Here is an 18644-nt window from a genome sequence, read left to right as displayed (position 1 = left end):
TTTAATGCGTTTTTGGGTTGAGGGATTTGTTCAATGCTATAATTTTATCCCGTAAATTTAATTTTGCACGGTAGTAATTTGATTTTGAGGTGCCTTCGGAAATATTCAAAAGACTAGCGATTTCCTTATGTGAAAAACCATCCATTTGGTAAAGGTTAAAAACGAGCCGGTACTGGTCTGGCAGTTCTTGGATAAGTTTTAAGAGTTGGTCCAGCGAAATATGCGATTCTTCGTTCATTTCTACTGTTTCCCCAAGAATATCATCTTTTATTTCCACGTTTACAGGCTTATTGGCTTTGTATTTGTCAATGGCTTTATAGATGGTTATCCGCTTCATCCAACCTTCAATGGAACCTTTGTTTTTATAGGTTTTTATTTTTTGGAAAATAGCTATAAAGGCATCGTGCAGGTTGTCTTCGGCATCGGCTTCGTTTCTGCAATATTTTAAAGAGGTAAAATAGAGGGTGTCCTTGTATTTCCGGAACAATTCGTTTTGGGCTGTCCGGTTGTTTTGTATGCAGGCTTTTATGAGCTCGGTTTCTTTCAAATAGATTCTGGAAGTTTTAGGCACATGATATTGCTTTTAGAATTATTGGTAAGTTCGTAACAAATTCGCCAGTAATTATATCGTCAAATCTAACATAAATAATTTGGGGGTTTACGTTGTTTTCGTATGGTAAATTTACAATGGCATTAGTGCCCGCCTGCATATCTTCATAGGTTTCATAATAACTTGCCACCACGGTTGCCGGGTCATTTATACCGGTTAACGGAAAGAAACATTCAAAATAACTTTCCAAATCGAATATTGCTTTGCCGGAATTTGGTTCAGTTTCACATTCCTCAAAAAGAAATTTTCGGCAGGGTTCGTAACAATCTTTTATGAGACGATAGCTGTCTGTTCCATTTGTGATTTCCATTTGTGATTCGTCAAAACTTATTACTTTCCAATCAAAATTCCAATCAGTGCTAATGTTTTCATCGCCGCTTAAAAATATATTGAGATGCAATTCGTCTTCAATAAAATAGGTAATCCACGTGCCGCCGAAAGAGTGGTCTTGGAAATATAAACCTGCGTTTCCAAAATTGCTCACTTCAAAATAGGCACCCTCATATTCGCTGTTTGGGCCATCCAAATGATTTATCTTCCATATACAGGAAGTTTCCGTAAGAATATTGTTGCAGGTTGTGATGGTGTCTGCCTCCAGGCATTTGTCTATGGCTTCTTTCAGTTCGTCGTTATTGTTGATTTCATAGGGTTGGCCATTGTTTAAAATACTGGTTATTGGGTAACTTAGCCCAATGGATTTTCCTTCTTCCAGAGTTCCCAAAAACTCACTGAACTCAATATCGCTATTTATAACTTGGTAGCCGAAAATATCCATATTCTCGTCATAAATGACAAGGGTAAAAGGGTAGTTGAAATCGATGCAGGTTATTTCATTTTCAAAGTCGTTGCCGGCCGCTTTTTGGATAAGATGGTACAATTCTGAATTTACTTGAATAACTTTTGAGGGGTCTGCTTTGCTGATGGGTTCATTTTCGCAGGAATTAAAAATTGTGAATAGTAGAAAAAAGGGTAAAAGCCAAAGATTTTTCATAATCGTTTTTGTTACAGTGTTACCCTATAGTCTGAAATTTTTTAAAAGGTTGCGCGCTTACTGAAAAAGACCTTTGAATAATAGCATATTTAAGAGCTGAAGCAGTTTAAATTTAAGAAACCCAAAAGCGATTTGACCGTCCAATTTTTAAAAATAGGCGAGAATTTATATTTAATATGCTGCTGTGGGTAAATTGGTGTATTTACGCAACTAGTTAGCGTTTGGTGACAAAAAACATCTCGATTTCGCCTTTTCCTTTGGCTTCAATTCTCCCCCGGCTTGTAAAAATAAGATCGGGGTCATTTTTCAGCAATTCATAAGTGCCTTCAGAGATGTTCACTTTTCCTATTTCGCCACTACTTTCCATACGTGATGCTATGTTCACTGTATCCCCCCAAATGTCGTATTGAAATTTCTTTACCCCAACGATGCCTGCTACCACCGGCCCCGTGTGGATTCCTAATCGCATCTTAAATGACATTTCATTCAATTTATTTTTTTCTCCAATTCGATCTGAAATAAAAGCCTGCATTTCTAGACCCGCCAGAACCGTATTTTTAGTAGAATTATCTGAAGGGATTGGTAATCCACCAGCGGCCATATACGCATCACCTATTGTTTTTATTTTTTCAATCCCGTGTTTTTCACAGATGTGATCAAAAGCCTTAAAGCAAACATTGATCTCTTCAATGAGCTCCTTGGCGGTTAATTTCTCTGATGCTTGGGTAAACCCCTTGAAGTCCGTAAAAAGGATTGAAACCATATCAAAATCCCTGGCATCTGCACTTCCCTTAGCTTTGAGTTCCTCTGCTATTTCTGAGGGAAGAATATTGAGCAATAAATTTTCAGACCGATTCTTTTCTTTTTCTATAACTGCTTTCGATTTTTTTACATAATGCCACCTGCTGTAAAATCCGCCTGCAGCCAATAAAAAGAAGATGCCCACCCCTATGGCTATATTTCTGTTTTTATCTTTTTTGCGCACTTCGTTTTGATGTGCCATTTCAATTTTTAGATCTTTCTCTACTTGCGCCAAACTATCTGCCAATACTTGCTTGGCAAATTCCATCTGCTGTAGTTTTTTAGAGGTTTCTTCTGATTGTAAACTGTCGTTTAGGACCAACATTTGTTCGTGAAATTCCAAGGCTTTAGTGCCATTGCCTAACTTCTTGTAGGTTTCGTATAAACAGGCGCATGCTTCTTTTTGCTCATGGATGGCGCCTATCTCCAAAGCTAAATCAAGACTTTTTTGACAGGCTTCAATGGCCTTTTTATAATCGCCTTGATCTATTTGAATTATTGCCATAATAGAAAGAGAAATAGCTATTCCTGTTTTATATCCTATTTTTTCAAATGATTTAAGACTTGTTTCATAATAAGTCATTGCCTTAATGTAATTCCCTTGGAAACGATAAACATCTCCTATGTTTCCCGAGGTTATGGCAATTCCGTATAGGTCTCCAATTTCTTCATGAATATCCAAACCTCTTTGTAAAAAGTCTAATGCTTTTGAATAGTCCTCCAGCCTACTATAGACAATTCCAATATTGGTTAAACTGAAATTAACTCCATTTTTATATTTGTGTTGCTCCTGTATTTCTAAAGCTTTTTGATAGTATTCCAGGGCTTTGATAAAATTCTCTTGAATCAAATACAAGTTCCCAATATGATTTAAAGAAACAGCTATCCCACGTGCATCATTTATTTTTTTTCGTATTTTTAAACCGCTTTGATAATAATCTAATGCTTTAGCAGACATCCCATGATTGTCATAGAAAGCACCTTTCAAATCCGTTGCTCCAGCTATTCCTATTAAGTTTTCTTTTTTATTTGAAAATTGATATAGCTTTTCTATTAATATAAGAGCGGTATCTGGCTGAGAGAAAAGATAGCCTTCCCAAATATAATCCTTTAGAGCTTTTATTCGACTAGAATCTGCCTGGGTCTTATCCTGCCAGACTCCATATAGCGAATCAAGATTTTTTTGGGCGTTCAGGCAAAGACTGAAAATAGAAAAAAGAAGTAAAATGGTTTTTTTCTGTGATTCTTTCATGATGCTTGCCAAGATTCTTTAACGTGCCATTTGTTGCCCCGATCTCCTAAATAGATTGGGATAAGTCAATCTTTTTGTTGCCGTTATTCCGTAAAGATAAATTTTTTAGATCATTATCCAAGGAGCTGACTATTTCTTGCAAGGCTTTTCAAAATCCTTTTTCCAATAAAAAACGCCCTCTCCCGAAGTTTCGGGACTGAAGGCGTTTTTGAAAATTCAAAATTTATAATTCTGAATTCAGGATTCTGAATTAAAAAAATTAATCCCTCTTTCGGTCTCTATCGCGATTGTCGCGGCCACGGTTGTCGCGTCCCCGATTATCGCGTCCGCCGCTACGGTTATCGTCGCGTGGTGGGCGTTCTTTGTAACCTTCCGGTTTTGGAAGGATCGCTTTGCGGGATACTCTTTCTTTCTTGGTGCGTGGGTCAATGCCCATATATTTCACATCAAAAACGTCGCCCATGTTTACCACGTCGCTAACGTTTTCGGTGCGTTCCCAGGCAAGTTCTGAAACGTGCAGCAAAATCTCGTTTCCGGGTGCCTCGGTATATTCCACTACTGCGCCAAAATCGAGCATCTTTATAACTTTTACTTCATAAATGCTTCCTACCTCAGGCTTGAAGGTAAGCGAATCTATCTTCGCCAATACCTTGTCAATCCCTTCCTGGCTGGTTCCGAGAATTTCCACGATACCTTCTTCGGTAACGGGATCTTCGTTGATAACAATGGTAGTTTTGGTAGCTTTCTGAAGCTCTTGGATAACTTTTCCGCCAGGTCCGATCAATGCACCGATATATTCGTTTGGAATGGTAACGGTAACCATTTTTGGAGCGTGTGGCTTCACGTCTGGGTTTGGTTTTGCAATGGTCTCGATCAATTTATCAAGTATGTGCAAACGTCCTGCGGAAGCTTGTTTCAAAGCATTCACCAAAATTTCATAGGAAAGACCTTTCACTTTAATATCCATCTGGCACGCGGTTATTCCGTCTGCGGTTCCGGTTACTTTAAAGTCCATATCGCCCAAATGATCCTCATCGCCCAGAATATCGGAAAGCACAGCGTATTTTCCAGTTTCGCCATCGGAAATCAATCCCATCGCAATACCGGAAACCGGCTTCTTCAATTGAACCCCTGCATCCATCAGCGCCATGGTTCCACTACAAACGGTTGCCATAGAAGAAGAACCGTTAGATTCCAATACTTCTGCAACTACACGAACGGTGTAGGGGCAATCTGTGGGAATCATTCCTTTTAACGCACGTTGCGCCAAGTTTCCGTGGCCGATCTCCCTACGCGAAGTACCGCGGATTGGGCGGGCCTCACCTGTTGAGAAAGGAGGGAAGTTGTAGTGAAGGTAGAAAGTCTCTTCGCCTTCATAAGATGGCATATCAATTTGATTTGCCTCACGGGAAGTTCCCAACGTTACGGTGGCCAATGCTTGCGTTTCCCCGCGTGTGAAAATTGCAGACCCGTGGGTAGAAGGCAAATAATCAATCTCGCACCAAATGGGGCGTATTTCATCTGTTTTTCTTCCGTCCAAACGCATACCTTCATTCAGCGTAAGGTCGCGAACGGCAGCTTTTTCAGCCTTGCGGTAATATCGTGAAATTAAATCGCCAAAGTCTTCCAGCTCCTCTTCAGAAAAAGTTGCTTTTATTTCTTCCTTGATTTTATCAAAAGCATTTGATCTTTCGTGTTTTGATGATCCAGCTTTGGCTACGGCATATACTTCGTCATAGGCCATATCATATACTTTCTTTTCCAGGGTCTCGTCTTCACGTTCGCCGTCGTACTCGCGTACTTCCTTTCTGCCTACTGCTTCCGCCAATCTAAGTTGTGCTTCGCACTGTTTTTTAATATGCTCGTGGGCAAATTTAATGGCCTCGACCATTTCTTCTTCTGAAATTTCCTTCATCTCGCCTTCAACCATCATTACGGAATCGGCAGAGGCTCCAATTATCATATCGATGTCTGACTCGGCTAATTGTGTTCGTGAAGGATTGATGACGAATTGACCATTGACTCTTCCAACGCGTGCTTCGGAAATGGCACACTCAAAAGGGATGTCAGACAATTGTATGGCAGCCGAAGCAGCCAAACCAGCCATGGCATCGGGCATAACGTCGTCATCATGGCTCATCAATTGGATCATTACCTGTGTTTCTGCGTGGTAATCCTTTGGGAACAAGGGTCGCAATACGCGGTCTGCCAATCGCATAGTAAGCACTTCACCATCGCTGGGGCGTGCTTCCCTTTTAAAGAAACCACCGGGATAACGGCCGGAGGCAGCAAATTTTTCGCGATAATCTACCGTTAAAGGCATAAAATCAACATCGCTTTGCTGGTAGTTGGAAACTACGGTACAAAGCAGCATACATTTTCCGGATTGCACAACAACAGAGCCATGGGCCTGTTTTGCCAATTTTCCGGTTTCGATGGAAATTTCACGTCCATCACCAAGGTCTATGACCTCTTTAAATACTTTAGGTATCATTTGTTTTTCATTTTGTACGCCCAACGGCGCACGGTTAAAAATGGTCAACGACTGTTTATCAGTCGCGTGTTGTTGTGTTGTTGTGGTTTGACCAATGAAAAACTTAAGGGTAGCTTTTCTATGCGTTCTGAAAACAATAACGATTTCAGAAAAAAACTAAAATGTTCCTGCCTGCGCAGAAATTGAAAAAGGGCCCGTAAGAGCCCTTAAAAATATTACTTACGTAATCCTAGTTCCTTAACGATAGCACGGTAACGAAGAATATCCTTTTTCATAAGATAATCCAACAATGCCCTGCGCTTTCCTACCAACATTACCAAAGAACGCTCTGTGTTATAGTCCTTGTGGTTTGCTTTAAGGTGTTTTGTTAAATGCTCGATACGGTGCGTAAACAAAGCGATCTGTCCTTCTGCAGAACCGGTATCGGTCTTTGATTTCCCGTGTTTTTCAAAAATTTTTTCTTTTACTTCTTGTGATAAATACATGCCAATATTGTTAAAATGATTTTTATGTACTGACTACCATTTTGGTAATCAAGGCTGCAAAAGTACAAAACAGAATTTGAATTTGATATGTTTCGAATAAAAATTAATCCAAAATATATTGAATTCGCATTTTTCAGCGTTATACTTGTCTAAACCCCTAAACCTCATATTTATGAAAATCATCCCTTTTAGATTAATCGTTGCATTTTTTGCCATGGGCATCTTCCTGTTTGCAAGTTGTGCTAAAGATGAAGATACTTCTGCCGAAGAAGTTAATTTTTCTTCAGACAATTCCATGAGAGCTGCCAAAACGGACAATGTTGCCGAAGCTACATTCAATATTATAGAACAGGCTTTCGTGGAAAACGAAACCGAGGGTCGCGGCATTACCCAGCAGTCACTTTTTCCATCTTGTACTGAAATAACTGTTGGAACCCAAGGAAATGTGTTTACCATTTTATTGGACTTTGGCGATTCGTGTACCTTAAACAATGGCGATGTGGTTTCCGGAAGCATTCTTTTGGAATATGGACCTCTGGTTTCTGGAACTTATACGGTCAATTACACTTTTCAGAATTTTGTTATCAACGGCAATGGCGTAAGCGGTGGCGGCAGTATTTTATATGAAATTGCCAATCAAAACGATAATCCACAATCTACCGTAAACGAAAGCATCACGGTAAGTTTTCCGAACACTACGGTTACAGGAACCAGAAATGGAACCCGTATATCCGAATGGGTGGAAGGCGTTGGTTCCGGTACTTGGCTTGATAACGTGTATCATGTAACGGGAAATTGGCAGACCGAATTTACCAATGGATTTGAACGCAGTGGCGAAGTGACCGAGACACTTGTCTATAAAACCGCCTGCCCTTTTGTGGTTGATGGCCGTCTTGAAGTAACCCAGGATGGGTTAACTGCGGCTATTGATTTTGGCGACGGCGAATGTGATAACAGGGCTGTATTTATCTATAATGGCCAAGAGTATCCTTTTATAATGAATTGATTGAAATTTTTCTGAATTAAAATGAACGGCCTGCTTGGGCCGTTTTTTTATTGGATTAAACTATTGAAATACAACGAAGTCATAACAATATGAATCCCTTAAAAAACAGAATTATGAAAACCAACGTATTTTACACAGGAATTGTGGGCATGGTGCTGGCACTTTTCACATTTACAGCCTGCAACAAAGAAGAAACCGCAAACGAACCAACGGTTTCACAGAGCGAAATGGTAAACGCATCCAAAGACGCCACCGAGGCGGACAATGCAACTGACGGAGCGTTTTCCTTGATTGAAACAGCCTATTCCGAAATTGAGGAGAATGAAGGCAGGAACGCAAGTCTGTTTCCAGACTGTACTACCATTACCATTACCTCCGAAAATGGAGTCACGTTCGTTACCCTCGATTTTGGTTTGGGCTGCGAGCTTCCCAACGGCAATATTGTTTCGGGCAAAATACACCTTACCTACGGTCCCAAACAAAATGGCACCCGCACCATTACCTATCAGTTTGAAAATTTTGTGTTTAACGATAAAGGCATTGCGGGCGGCGGAACCATTTTTAGGGAACGCAACAATGCCAATGGCAATCCGCAGGCCACAATCCACCTAAATCTTCATGTGCTATTCCCCAGTGGCGCCCTTGCTGACGTAAGCGGAACCAAAGTGCGCGAATGGATCGAGGGCATGGGAAGCGGCACTTGGATGGACAATGTGTTTTTGGTAACGGGCAATAGGACCATCAACTTCAGTACTGGTTTTGAAAGCTATGCCATTGTTACGGAAGCCTTGCGCCGCGAAGCCACCTGCCGTTATTTTGTGAGCGGGGTGCTGGATATTACCCGAAACGGCCATAACGGCACGTTGGATTTTGGTGACGGCACTTGCGACAATCTTGCAATCCTAACCATTGATGGGGTGGAGTATGAAATAATATTGCATTGAATGTCCTTTCCCATAAAAAATGCTGCCCGTTTGGGGCAGCATTTTTTATGCGGTTTTCTCGCGAAGTGGCCTGTTTAAAACCAAATCCAAATAGAGGTTTATTTTGCGTTTTAAATCGCGACGATGGGTAATGAAATCGAGGAAACCGTGTTCCAAAACAAATTCTGCTGTTTGGAAACCTTCGGGCAGTTCTTTTCCCGTGGTATCACGAACCACGCGGGGTCCTGCAAAACCGATCAGGGCACCGGGCTCACTTATGTTTATATCGCCAAGCATTGCGAACGAGGCGGTTGTTCCGCCCGTTGTTGGGTCTGTACACAAAGAAATATAAGGTATTCCGGCATCGCTCAACTGGGCGAGTTTCACACTTGTCTTTGCGAGCTGCATCAACGAGAGTGCGGCTTCCATCATTCGGGCGCCGCCACTTTTTGAAATAATCAATAAAGGAATTTTCTTTTTAAGGGAATAATCTGCAGCACGTGCAATTTTTTCGCCCACAACACTTCCCATGGAACCGCCAATAAAGCTGAAGTCCATACAGGCCACAACCAAATCTGCACCCATGGATTTTCCTACGGCACAACGAATTGCGTCTTTAAGGCCGGTTTTGTCCTGGGCCTCCTTTAACCTGTCTGTGTATTTCTTTTTATCCTCAAATTTTAAAGTATCTTGAGAGGAAAGATTTTTATCGAGCTCTTTAAATTTATTATCGTCAAAAAGAATTTCAAAATATTCCTTGCTTCCTATGCGCACGTGGTAGCCATCTTCGGGGCTTACGTAAAAATTCTTTTCCAGCTCTTCACTGTCAACTATCTTTCCGGTAGGCGATTTGTACCACAGCCCTCTCGGGACGTCCTTTTTTTCTTCGGTTGGGGTTTGTATTCCCTTTTTTGTTCTTTTAAACCAAGGCATAAGCTTATAGTTTGGTGTTTATGGTTTGTTGTTTTATGCTTTTGATGCTATAATTCTGTTGTGGCTATTGTGCCAGAATCTTTTTGTCTTTTTATAATTATCAATTTATCCCCCTTTAGGGGCAGGGGGTCAATGGGTCAATGCGCTAACGTATTTACATTGTTCAAATCTGCAAAAGCCTGTTCAAGTCTTTTCTTGAAAGTGATCTCGCCTTCGCGGAGCCATTTTCTTGGATCGTAATATTTTTTGTTTGGAAGATCGTCGCCTTCGGGGTTTCCTATCTGGGTTTTTAAATATGCCAGATTGTTTACCATATAATCGCGAACCCCTTCCGTAAAGGCAAACTGCATATCGGTGTCAATATTCATCTTTATTACGCCATAGCTTATTGCCTCGCGGATCTCTTCCAACGTGGAACCGCTTCCGCCGTGAAAAACAAAGTCGATTGGATTAGGCCCTGTATTGTATTTTTTCTGGACATATTCCTGCGAATTTTTCAGAATAATAGGCGTCAATTTTACGTTCCCCGGCTTGTACACCCCGTGAACGTTTCCAAAGGCAGCAGCAATGGTAAACTGGTCGCTTATTTTTGAAAGCTCTTCGAAAGCATAGGCAACTTCTTTGGGTTGGGTGTAAAGTTTTGAGGAATCAACCCCTGTGTTGTCCACACCGTCTTCTTCGCCTCCAGTAATGCCCAATTCAATTTCGAGGGTCATTCCCATTTTGCTCATGCGCTGCAGATAGCGTTTGCAGATTTCAATATTTTCTTCAATAGGCTCTTCGGAAAGATCTATCATATGTGAACTGTAAAGCGGTTTTCCGGTTTCTTTGTAGAATTTTTCACCTGCATCAAGCAAACCGTCAATCCACGGAAGTAATTTTTTGGCACAATGGTCTGTGTGAAGAATTACGGTAGCTCCATAAACTTCTGCGAGTTCATGAATGTGTTTTGCACCAGCTATCCCGCCAGCGATTGCGGCTTTTTCGTTTTCATTGGAAAGCCCTTTTCCAGCATTGAAATGTGCCCCGCCATTTGAAAATTGAATGATTACGGGCGCGTTTAGGGCGGCAGCGGTTTCCATAACGGCATTAACGCTATCAGAACCCACAACATTCACAGCGGGCATTGCAAAACCTTTTTCCTTGGCGTATTGATGTATTTTTTGAACTTCTTTTCCCGTGGCTACTCCGGGTTTGATTCCATGGCTCATAATATTGGGAGTAAAATGTTAATCGTTAATTGTTTCAATTGTCAACCGATAACCGAATTCAGCACACAAAAATAACAAATTTTAATGGTTTAGAAGGGATAGTTGATACCTATGTTGTAAACAGCATTTGAGAAATTATAGTCCTTAAACCACCGTTCGCCCACAGGTCTTCCGGGATCGTGGGTTTTAAAACCTATATCAAAACGAAATACGAAAAACCCAAAATCATATCGAAGCCCAAACCCCGATGCGACTGCAATTTCCTTTAGATCTTCAATCCCGTCAAATCTGAACGAAGGAAAATAAACATCGTCCAACACATTCCAAATGTTGCCGGCATCAACGAAAAAAGCTCCTTTTAAATCGCCCAGGATTGTATATCTGTACTCCGCGTTAAAGGCGAGCTTGAAGTTTGCATCATTAAAATCCAAAATGCTGCCGCTGCTCCCTGGGCCAAGATCGTAGGCTCTCCAGCCACGGTTGTCGTTTGTGCCTCCCCCAAAATAGCTTCGCGTAAAGGGAATGTTGCTGCTATTGCTATAGGGAATTGCAATACCGCCAAAAGCGCGAAAAGCAAAGATGTTTTTTCCGTCCAAGTCCCAGTGTTTAATATATTCGGCCTCTACTTTTGCGTATTGTGAATATGCAATGCCTAAGATTTCATAATTTCCTTGGGAGTTTTTTGTGAGCCCGGCAAGACTGGAAATGCCTGAAAGTAAATTTCCCGCAGATTCCAGTTTTATGCGTAAACGCGAAAAATTATTGTCGTTTAGGTTCTCGCGCGTATCCCTTGTCATTGTTATGTTCGAGGCAAAAATAAGGTTGTTCTCGCTAAGTCGCAATTGCCGTTCGTAAATGCTTAGGACTTCTTGAAAAGTCTCAGGATTGGCATAGATCTCCCTGGTTAGCACATCAGAAATAAACTTGTCTGTTTCAGCAGGAACCTCCAATGAGGGATCGGTGGAGGGATTGTTAAAGTCATAATTCAGGTCTTTCGCTATTTCGTTGAGCCTACTATAGGAACTTTTGTAAACATTGAAGTAATTTTCCGGATTCAGATTCCTCACAAATTGCAGGTTGAGCAAATCTACTTGATAGGTAAGTATTTTTGAAGGTTTCCACCTATAGTTGAAAATGCCATTGGAAGTCTGCCTATCTAGCCCGATATTATTTTGCACGCTATAGCCAAAACTGATACTGGTGGAAGGCGACATATACTTTGGGATAAGTTTCTCAGTGTTTAATGGGAAAAGGATCCTTGGAAATGTGAGCTTTACATCGCCTCCAAATTCTGATATATTGAAAAATTTGCTTTCACTATCGGCCGCATCTTTTGAAGAACCCAAACTTCCACGCCCTGAAATTTCGAGAATTTCCGCACCTCGAAAAATATTTCTAAAAGTCATACTTCCGCTAAAACCGATGCCAAATTGCTGAATGGTTGAGGTATAGGAATCAAAATCTACCCCCAAGGTGAAACGATCGCGGGGGCTCAACAAAATGGTTGAATTCAGCAGCCTTCCGGTGGTGTCTGAAGCTACTTCGGCATAACTGATGTTTGGATATTTAAAGATTCGCAGATCGCTTAACTGGCTGTAGGTTAAGGTTCGGTCAATATCCTTAAAAATTTTCCCGGGAGTGATGGAGACGGCAGAGGTAATGGCCTTGGGGCGAAAACGCATCTTGCCATAACTGAAAAGTTTGTAACCCATGTAGCTCAATGAATCCTGGAATTTTTTATTTCGATTTTCGTATGAATAATCCGTAACAATCCGAACCTCATTTATGGTATGGACCTTAAAAGGAACGGTATGCGTGCTATCTCCTTCGGTAATTTTTCGGTCGGGAATAATGTAGGTTATATTGGCCTTGTGGTCCGTATTCACGGTGTCTGCCTCAAAACCAACGTAATCCTGCTCAAAATGGTAAAGCCCGGAATTTCTGAATAAAATAGTAAGTCGGTCCCTTTCGTTCACGAAATCTGTGGCTGCATATTGCTTCCCTGGAACAAGGAACGAGTTGGCCTTTGTAATTTGAAACAGGGAATCAACCACCGGCGAGCTTATCTTTTCTGCAATGGAATCGCCCACAAAATAGGGTTTGTGCTTTTTAACCGTATAGGTAATTGCGGCTCTTTTTTTCCTCTTTTCGCTGGGCTCTATTTTATAATCCACTTCATCGTTAAAATAGCCGTAGCTTGCATACCAGCGCTTCAACCGCTCCAAGGATTTTTCAATCCGCTGCTCGCTTATGATTACGGGCGCATCTCCAGATTTTTGAAGCCATTTGTTAAAGCCCACGTAACTGCTGTCTATTTGGTCCACTTGTTTTTTTGAAAGAAAACGAATAAGCCGCTCCTCTCGTTTAGGGTTTTTATGAAGCCATTTGTAATAGGTAGAATCGGGCTGTGGGTCTGCAAGATTATAAATGTGCAGGCCGAAGGGAATACCAACGAGCGGGATGGTAGGGTTGGGTTTTTGTGCTAATTGGCTGTAAACGCCGGCGTCTTTCGTTTTTACGCTATCAACTAAAATGGTGTTTTCGGTAAGTAAATATTTTCCCTCTGGCACACGCTTTACAGCATCACAGGAAAAAAACAAACCGATTAATACTATAAATAGTGATATTTTTGTGAGGTCGCGCTTCAAGTGTACGTTTTTATTCAAATTCAAAAATACTATATTTTGGTCAGCAAAAGTCAAACAAAATTAATAACGAGCCTTCAACGGAAAAAGTACCGCGAACAAACCGGTTTTTTTGTGGCTGAAGGGCCAAAAGTTATTGCCGAACTGCTGGCCGAAGGTTTAACGCTCCACTCTCTTTTTTCAACCAATGCTTCTGAAATTACTGCTGAAAACCATTTTCAGGCAACTGAGGCCGAACTCAAAAAAATAAGCTTTTTAAAAACGGCAAATACTTCCGTGGCCGTTTTTGAAATGCCAAAACCGAAGCCTTTGCAAGATTCGGGCCTGATAGTTGCTTTGGATGCCGTCCGCGATCCAGGAAACTTGGGAACAATCGTTCGGCTTTGCGACTGGTTTGGGGTGCAGCAATTAATCTGTTCCGAAGATACCGCAGATTGTTTCAATCCAAAAGTGGTGCAGGCAACAATGGGCTCCTTGGCGCGGGTGCAGGTCCATTATTTGCCGCTATTGGATTATTTCGAAAAAACGGAACTGCCCATTTTTGGGGGATTTATGGATGACAAGAATGTCTATTCCGAAAAACTTCCCAAAGATGGAATTGTGGTAATGGGAAATGAAGCAAACGGTATTTCAGCGGCAATAACCCAAAAGATAACCCACAAAATAACCATTCCCCGTTTCGGAACGATCCAAAAAGCAGAAAGCCTCAATGTGGCCACGGCAACCGCTATTCTTTTAAGTGAATTCAGAAGGTCTATTGAAACGTAAAGTTCACAAAAATACCACGGGTAGCTAATTTCTCAATATTCCCCGTCCAAGGACTGTTCGGGTCGTCATCGGGGACCAATTCATCGCTCATCGCAAACACCCCGCGGATGGAGGGGGTAAATTTAAAATAATACAGATAGAAATCGATCCCGAAACCAAGTTCGTAATAATTGGTGCTTTTGGTCATCCGAAACCTTCCCTGCTCGTTGTCCTCAGGGTTTTTCTCGTTGCTGGAAAGATTAAGCGAAGTAGAAACGCCCCCAACAATAAAGGGTTTAATGTTGTTCAGTCTTTTTGTGGAAACCTTCAGCAATAGCGGAACGTGGATGTAGGTAGATTTTACCTCGCGCAAATAATCCTTTGGCTCTTCGAAACCGGGATAAGTAAGGTCGCGCTGCGTAAAATAGAGTCCGGGTTCCAATCGAAGATTTACATATTGATTGATGCGCATATCGCCAATCAGGCCAACGTTGAACCCAGTGGAACGTTCTACTTGAATGTCGGTATTCTTATCTTCATATTGTTCTTTATAATCAAATTTGAAATCATAACTGTTAAAGCCCAAGTAGTAGCCCCATGAAAAGCGCTTTTTGTCAAAATTTTCCAAATTGGCCAAACGTTCTTTGTTGAAAAACCATTGCGCGTTGGCGCTATTTGCAATACATAAAACGGCCAGTACAAAAAATAGCTTCTTCATAAATTATTTTGTAGCATTATAGATAGTTGCCACCCCGAAAGTTTGAGGTATATTTTTCACTTCATTAAACCCGATTTTGCGCAAAATATTGTTGAGCCTCTCGCCGTGGGGAAACACAGAAGCACTTTCACTTAAATATTTGTAGGCAACTTTATCTTTTGAAAACAGTTTGCCCACAAGGGGTAAGATGGTTTTTGAATAAAAGTGGTATCCTTGTTTAAAAGGAAATTTTGCAGGAACAGAAGTTTCCAATACCACGAAAATACCGCCTTTTTTCAGCACACGGAAAATCTCGGAAAGCCCTTTTTCAAGATTTTCAAAGTTTCTGATCCCGAAAGATACGGTAATGGCGTCAAAAGTGTTGTCCCCAAACGGTAAAGCTTCGGAGTCTGCCTGCACAAATTCAATTTTTTTTGAAATGGCCTTGCCCGAAACCTTTTTGCGGGCAACGGAAAGCATGCCTTCGGAAAGATCCAAGCCCACAATTTTTTCGGCGGAAGTTTTTTCGGCAAACTGGATGGCCAGATCGCCCGTGCCGGTGGCGATGTCGAGAATGGTTTTCGGATTTTTTTCAGCAACCATCTTAATGACTTTCTTTCGCCATTTAATATCGGAGCCCAAGGAAATAACGCGGTTTAGGCCGTCGTAATTTTCAGAAATAGTGTCGAACATCTGCTCCACCTGTTTCTTTTTTCCTTCCGAAGAATCTTTATAGGGTGTTATTTTCTTTTCCATAAAATTGCGGTTGCAAAACTACTGTTTTTAAATGAAATCTGAATCTGAATCGGAATCAAAATCGTAGGATGTGGTAATGGCATACGACAAATGGTGAGCCTGCCCGTTTTGTTTGCTTCGTGCTGAAAACCGAATGCTGAAAACTGCCTTTTATTTCTATATCTTTGCACTGTTTATTTTAAAGCCTAAAATAATAGCCCAATGAAGATTATCATTGCCGGAGCCGGCGAAGTGGGGTTCCACCTTGCGAAATTGCTGTCTTTTGAATCGCAAAACATTACGCTTATTGACACCAACCGCGAAGCGCTGGCCCATGCCGACACACATTTGGACATACGGGTAGTGCGCGGCGATTCTACCTCCATAGCCGTTTTGAAGGATTCAAGAGTAGATGAGACCGATCTTGTAATTGCGGTAACTTCCAGCGAAACCACCAATATTACGGTTTGCGTGCTCGCCAAACAATTGGGTGCCAAACGGACCATAGCCCGAATCTCCAATACCGAATTTATTGACAGAAAGGATGAGGTAGGTTTCGAAAAATTTGGAATCGACGAACTGATTTCCCCGGAATCTTTGGCTTCCAATGAAATAGAATTGCTGCTCAGCCAAAGTGCTTTCAATGAAAGTTACGAATTTGAGGACGGTGCCCTAACGATGATCGGGCTGAGCCTCTCGCGTACTTCTGCTTTTGTTGGCAAATCTGTGAAGGAAATGGCAAAAGTGTATCCCGAATTGCAGTTTGTTCCCATTGCCTTGCAGCGTTATGGCACCCAATACACCATCATCCCGCGTGGCGATACGCAATTTAAGGAAGGCGATCAGGTGTACTTTACGACCGTTCAAAAAGGGGATGACCAAATTTTTAAACTTTCCGGAAAAAGCAAACAGGAAATAAAAAATGTGATGATTCTCGGCGGAAGCAAAATTGGCTACAAAACCGCAAAGGACCTGTGCAAAAACCGTTTTAACGTTAAGCTCATTGAAAGCAGCAAGGACAAAGCTTTTGAAATTGCAGATGATATCCCCAATTGTCTTGTAATTAACGGCGACGGGAGGAATGTGGACCTGCTATCCGAAGAGTCCATTGAAGATATGGACGCCTTTATTGCCGTTACCGGAAACAGCGAGACCAACATTATGTCCTGTTTGGTGGCAAAGTCAAAAGGGGTTAAAAAAGCAATCGCTTTGGTGGAGAATATGGATTATTTTCAGCTTTCACAATCCATTGGAATCGATACGCTCATCAACAAAAAACTTTTGGCGGCCAACAATATTTTCCGTTACGTCCGCAGAGGCGAAGTTGTGGCAATGACGAAGCTCAACAATATGAATGCCGAGCTATTGGAATTTGTGGTTTCGGCCCATTCCAAAGTGTGCAACAAAAAAATAAAGGACCTTGATTTTCCTGTTTCGGCAATTATTGGAGGGGTGGTGCGTAACGGTAAAGGCATCATTGCCTTGGGCGATTTCGAAATAAAAAATGGAGATAGGGTAGTGGTGTGCTGTCTTCCACAATCTATCGGGAAAGTAGAAAAACTCTTTATATAATGAGTTCACTTACCAAACTTAACTATAAAATCATTTCACACTTAATGGGGCTTTTGCTCATGGTAAACGGCGCGTTTATGCTGCTGTCCTCCATTGTGAGCTGGTATTACAAAGACGGCGTCCTGAAAGAAATGCTTTTGGCGGGAACGGTGGCTTTGGGTGTTGGTGGAACCATAATGCTTCTGACAAAAAATCACCGAAAGGAAATCCAAAAGCGGGAAGGATACATAATAGTGGCATTTGGATGGATTTTTATGGCCCTCATCGGCACCTTGCCCTATATTTTCACGGGCGCCATTCCCAGTTTTACCAATGCTTTTTTTGAAACCATGAGTGGTTATACCACCACGGGCGCTTCTATTTTAACCGATATTGAAAGCATCCCTCGCGGTGTACTCTTTTGGCGTAGCATCACCCACTGGATCGGGGGGATGGGTATCATCGTTTTGGCAATCGCTATTTTACCATTACTGGGGATTGGCGGCATGCAACTTTTTGCGGCCGAAGCTCCCGGCCCTGGCGGAGACAAACTGCACCCAAGGATAACCGATACCGCAAAAAGATTGTGGCTTATCTATGTGGGTTACACTTTGGCGGAAACCATTTTGCTGAAAATTGCCGGAATGAGCTTTTTTGATGCCGTAAACCATTCGTTGGCAACCTTGAGTACAGGTGGGTTTTCAACCAAAAATGCAAGCGTGGCTTATTGGAACGATAATCCCATGGTTCAATATATTATCATTGTGTTTATGTTTTTGGCGGGAAGTAATTTTGTGTTGAGCTATTTTGCCTTCAAGCGGAAATTCCAAAAAATTATACATGACGAGGAATTCAAATTATATTCCATATTTGTAGTCGGATTGACCATCGTTGCGGCTTTGTTGATTTATTTTGAAGCCGACGTAGCAATTTCCAGCATTGCACACCCAATGGTTTGGGGGCCTTTTGAAAGTGCGGTTCGCCACGGGCTTTTCCAGGTGCTGACCATTATTACAACCACTGGTTTCGTAAGTGCGGATTACACACTTTGGACTCCGTTTTTAACCATTTTCTTTTTCGGAATGATGTTTTTGGGAGGCTGCGCTGGCTCCACAGCGGGGGGAATTAAGATAATGCGCCATCTCATTATGATAAAAAATGGGATGCTGGAGTTTAAAAGAACGCTCCACCCACACGCTATTTTACCCGTTCGCTATAATAGTAAAGCAGTGCCGCAGCCTATTGTTTTCAACATTCTTGGCTTTTTTATTCTTTACATGCTTTCTTTTATTGTGGGAACCTTGGTTTTTTCATGGCTTGGCTTGGATTTTAAAACAGCCCTCGGAGGTGCCGCCTCAACCTTAGGAAACGTGGGCCCCGCTTTGGGCGACCTTGGCCCTGTGGATAATTACGCCTACTTGCCGGATGCCGCAAAATGGTGGTCCAGCTTCTTGATGCTAATCGGTAGGTTGGAATTGTTTACCGTACTTATTTTGCTCACTCCATTTTTTTGGAGAAATAGGTAGTTTGGGTTGGTAGTTAAAAGTTAAGGGTTAAAAGTTA

General features: G+C 41.7%; 15 protein-coding genes. 5 read left to right on the top strand and 10 right to left on the bottom strand.

Annotated features, from left to right (window positions below):
• Position 1 precedes the first annotated feature (1 nt).
• From POV26_RS07160 to rpsO, 5 genes are all read right to left on the bottom strand, one after another.
• Positions 2-547, bottom strand: coding sequence for an RNA polymerase sigma factor (locus POV26_RS07160; RefSeq protein ID WP_272855784.1), 546 nt, complete (start codon positions 545-547; stop codon positions 2-4).
• A gap of 16 nt (positions 548-563) precedes the next feature.
• The gene (locus POV26_RS07155) at positions 564-1601 is read right to left on the bottom strand and encodes a hypothetical protein (protein WP_272855783.1); all 1038 of its coding nucleotides are present in this window, start codon (positions 1599-1601) and stop codon (positions 564-566) included.
• A 214-nt stretch (positions 1602-1815) separates the two neighbouring features.
• Entirely contained in the window at positions 1816-3654 is a 1839-nt protein-coding gene (locus POV26_RS07150; RefSeq protein WP_272855782.1) for an adenylate/guanylate cyclase domain-containing protein, read from the bottom strand.
• Between the two features lie 259 nt (positions 3655-3913).
• Positions 3914-6148 (bottom strand): polyribonucleotide nucleotidyltransferase, encoded by a 2235-nt coding sequence (locus tag POV26_RS07145; RefSeq protein ID WP_272855781.1) that lies wholly within the window; start codon positions 6146-6148, stop codon positions 3914-3916.
• Positions 6149-6363: 215 nt separating this feature from the next.
• Positions 6364-6633, bottom strand: coding sequence for a 30S ribosomal protein S15 (gene rpsO, locus POV26_RS07140; protein ID WP_272855780.1), 270 nt, complete (start codon positions 6631-6633; stop codon positions 6364-6366).
• A gap of 172 nt (positions 6634-6805) precedes the next feature.
• Here rpsO and POV26_RS07135 point away from each other — a divergent pair, with 172 nt between their 5' ends.
• Both POV26_RS07135 and POV26_RS07130 read left to right on the top strand, forming a co-directional pair.
• Positions 6806-7639 (top strand): hypothetical protein, encoded by an 834-nt coding sequence (locus POV26_RS07135; RefSeq protein WP_272855779.1) that lies wholly within the window; start codon positions 6806-6808, stop codon positions 7637-7639.
• Between the two features lie 113 nt (positions 7640-7752).
• Positions 7753-8583, top strand: coding sequence for a hypothetical protein (locus POV26_RS07130; protein ID WP_272855778.1), 831 nt, complete (start codon positions 7753-7755; stop codon positions 8581-8583).
• A 45-nt stretch (positions 8584-8628) separates the two neighbouring features.
• Here the strand turns inward: POV26_RS07130 and accD are convergent, their stop codons facing one another.
• The 3 genes from accD to tamL all read right to left on the bottom strand — a co-directional run bounded on the left by accD (position 8629) and on the right by tamL (position 13378).
• A complete protein-coding gene (gene accD, locus POV26_RS07125; protein WP_272855777.1) occupies positions 8629-9495 on the bottom strand; it encodes an acetyl-CoA carboxylase, carboxyltransferase subunit beta in 867 nt (288 codons plus the stop codon).
• 137 nt (positions 9496-9632) lie between these two features.
• Positions 9633-10706, bottom strand: a complete 1074-nt coding sequence (gene fbaA / locus POV26_RS07120) for a class II fructose-bisphosphate aldolase (RefSeq protein WP_272855776.1) — start codon at positions 10704-10706, stop codon at positions 9633-9635.
• A gap of 89 nt (positions 10707-10795) precedes the next feature.
• Positions 10796-13378, bottom strand: coding sequence for a translocation and assembly module lipoprotein TamL (gene tamL, locus POV26_RS07115; RefSeq protein ID WP_272855775.1), 2583 nt, complete (start codon positions 13376-13378; stop codon positions 10796-10798).
• Between the two features lie 12 nt (positions 13379-13390).
• On the opposite strand from tamL, the gene POV26_RS07110 reads away from it, so the two are divergent.
• Positions 13391-14119, top strand: a complete 729-nt coding sequence (locus POV26_RS07110; protein ID WP_272855774.1) for a TrmH family RNA methyltransferase — start codon at positions 13391-13393, stop codon at positions 14117-14119.
• On the opposite strand, the gene porT is transcribed toward POV26_RS07110, so the two are convergent.
• Together porT and ubiE are read right to left on the bottom strand one after the other, a co-directional pair.
• On the bottom strand, positions 14106-14816 hold the full coding sequence (gene porT / locus POV26_RS07105; protein ID WP_272855773.1) for a type IX secretion/gliding motility protein PorT/SprT: 711 nt from the start codon (positions 14814-14816) through the stop codon (positions 14106-14108). The two genes, POV26_RS07110 and porT, sit on opposite strands and share 14 nt — an antisense overlap.
• A gap of 3 nt (positions 14817-14819) precedes the next feature.
• Entirely contained in the window at positions 14820-15551 is a 732-nt protein-coding gene (gene ubiE, locus POV26_RS07100; protein WP_272855772.1) for a bifunctional demethylmenaquinone methyltransferase/2-methoxy-6-polyprenyl-1,4-benzoquinol methylase UbiE, read from the bottom strand.
• A 201-nt stretch (positions 15552-15752) separates the two neighbouring features.
• Here ubiE and trkA point away from each other — a divergent pair, with 201 nt between their 5' ends.
• Together trkA and POV26_RS07090 are read left to right on the top strand one after the other, a co-directional pair.
• Positions 15753-17102, top strand: coding sequence for a Trk system potassium transporter TrkA (gene trkA / locus POV26_RS07095; RefSeq protein ID WP_272855771.1), 1350 nt, complete (start codon positions 15753-15755; stop codon positions 17100-17102).
• Positions 17102-18607 (top strand): TrkH family potassium uptake protein, encoded by a 1506-nt coding sequence (locus POV26_RS07090; RefSeq protein ID WP_272855770.1) that lies wholly within the window; start codon positions 17102-17104, stop codon positions 18605-18607. The genes trkA and POV26_RS07090 overlap by 1 nt, the downstream gene beginning before the upstream one ends.
• The last annotated feature ends 37 nt before the right edge of the window (positions 18608-18644 follow it).

The sequence above is a fragment of the Aequorivita todarodis genome (assembly GCF_028561335.1).
GTDB lineage: Bacteria > Bacteroidota > Bacteroidia > Flavobacteriales > Flavobacteriaceae > Aequorivita > Aequorivita todarodis.
This window is presented reverse-complemented; position numbering and strand designations above follow the sequence as displayed.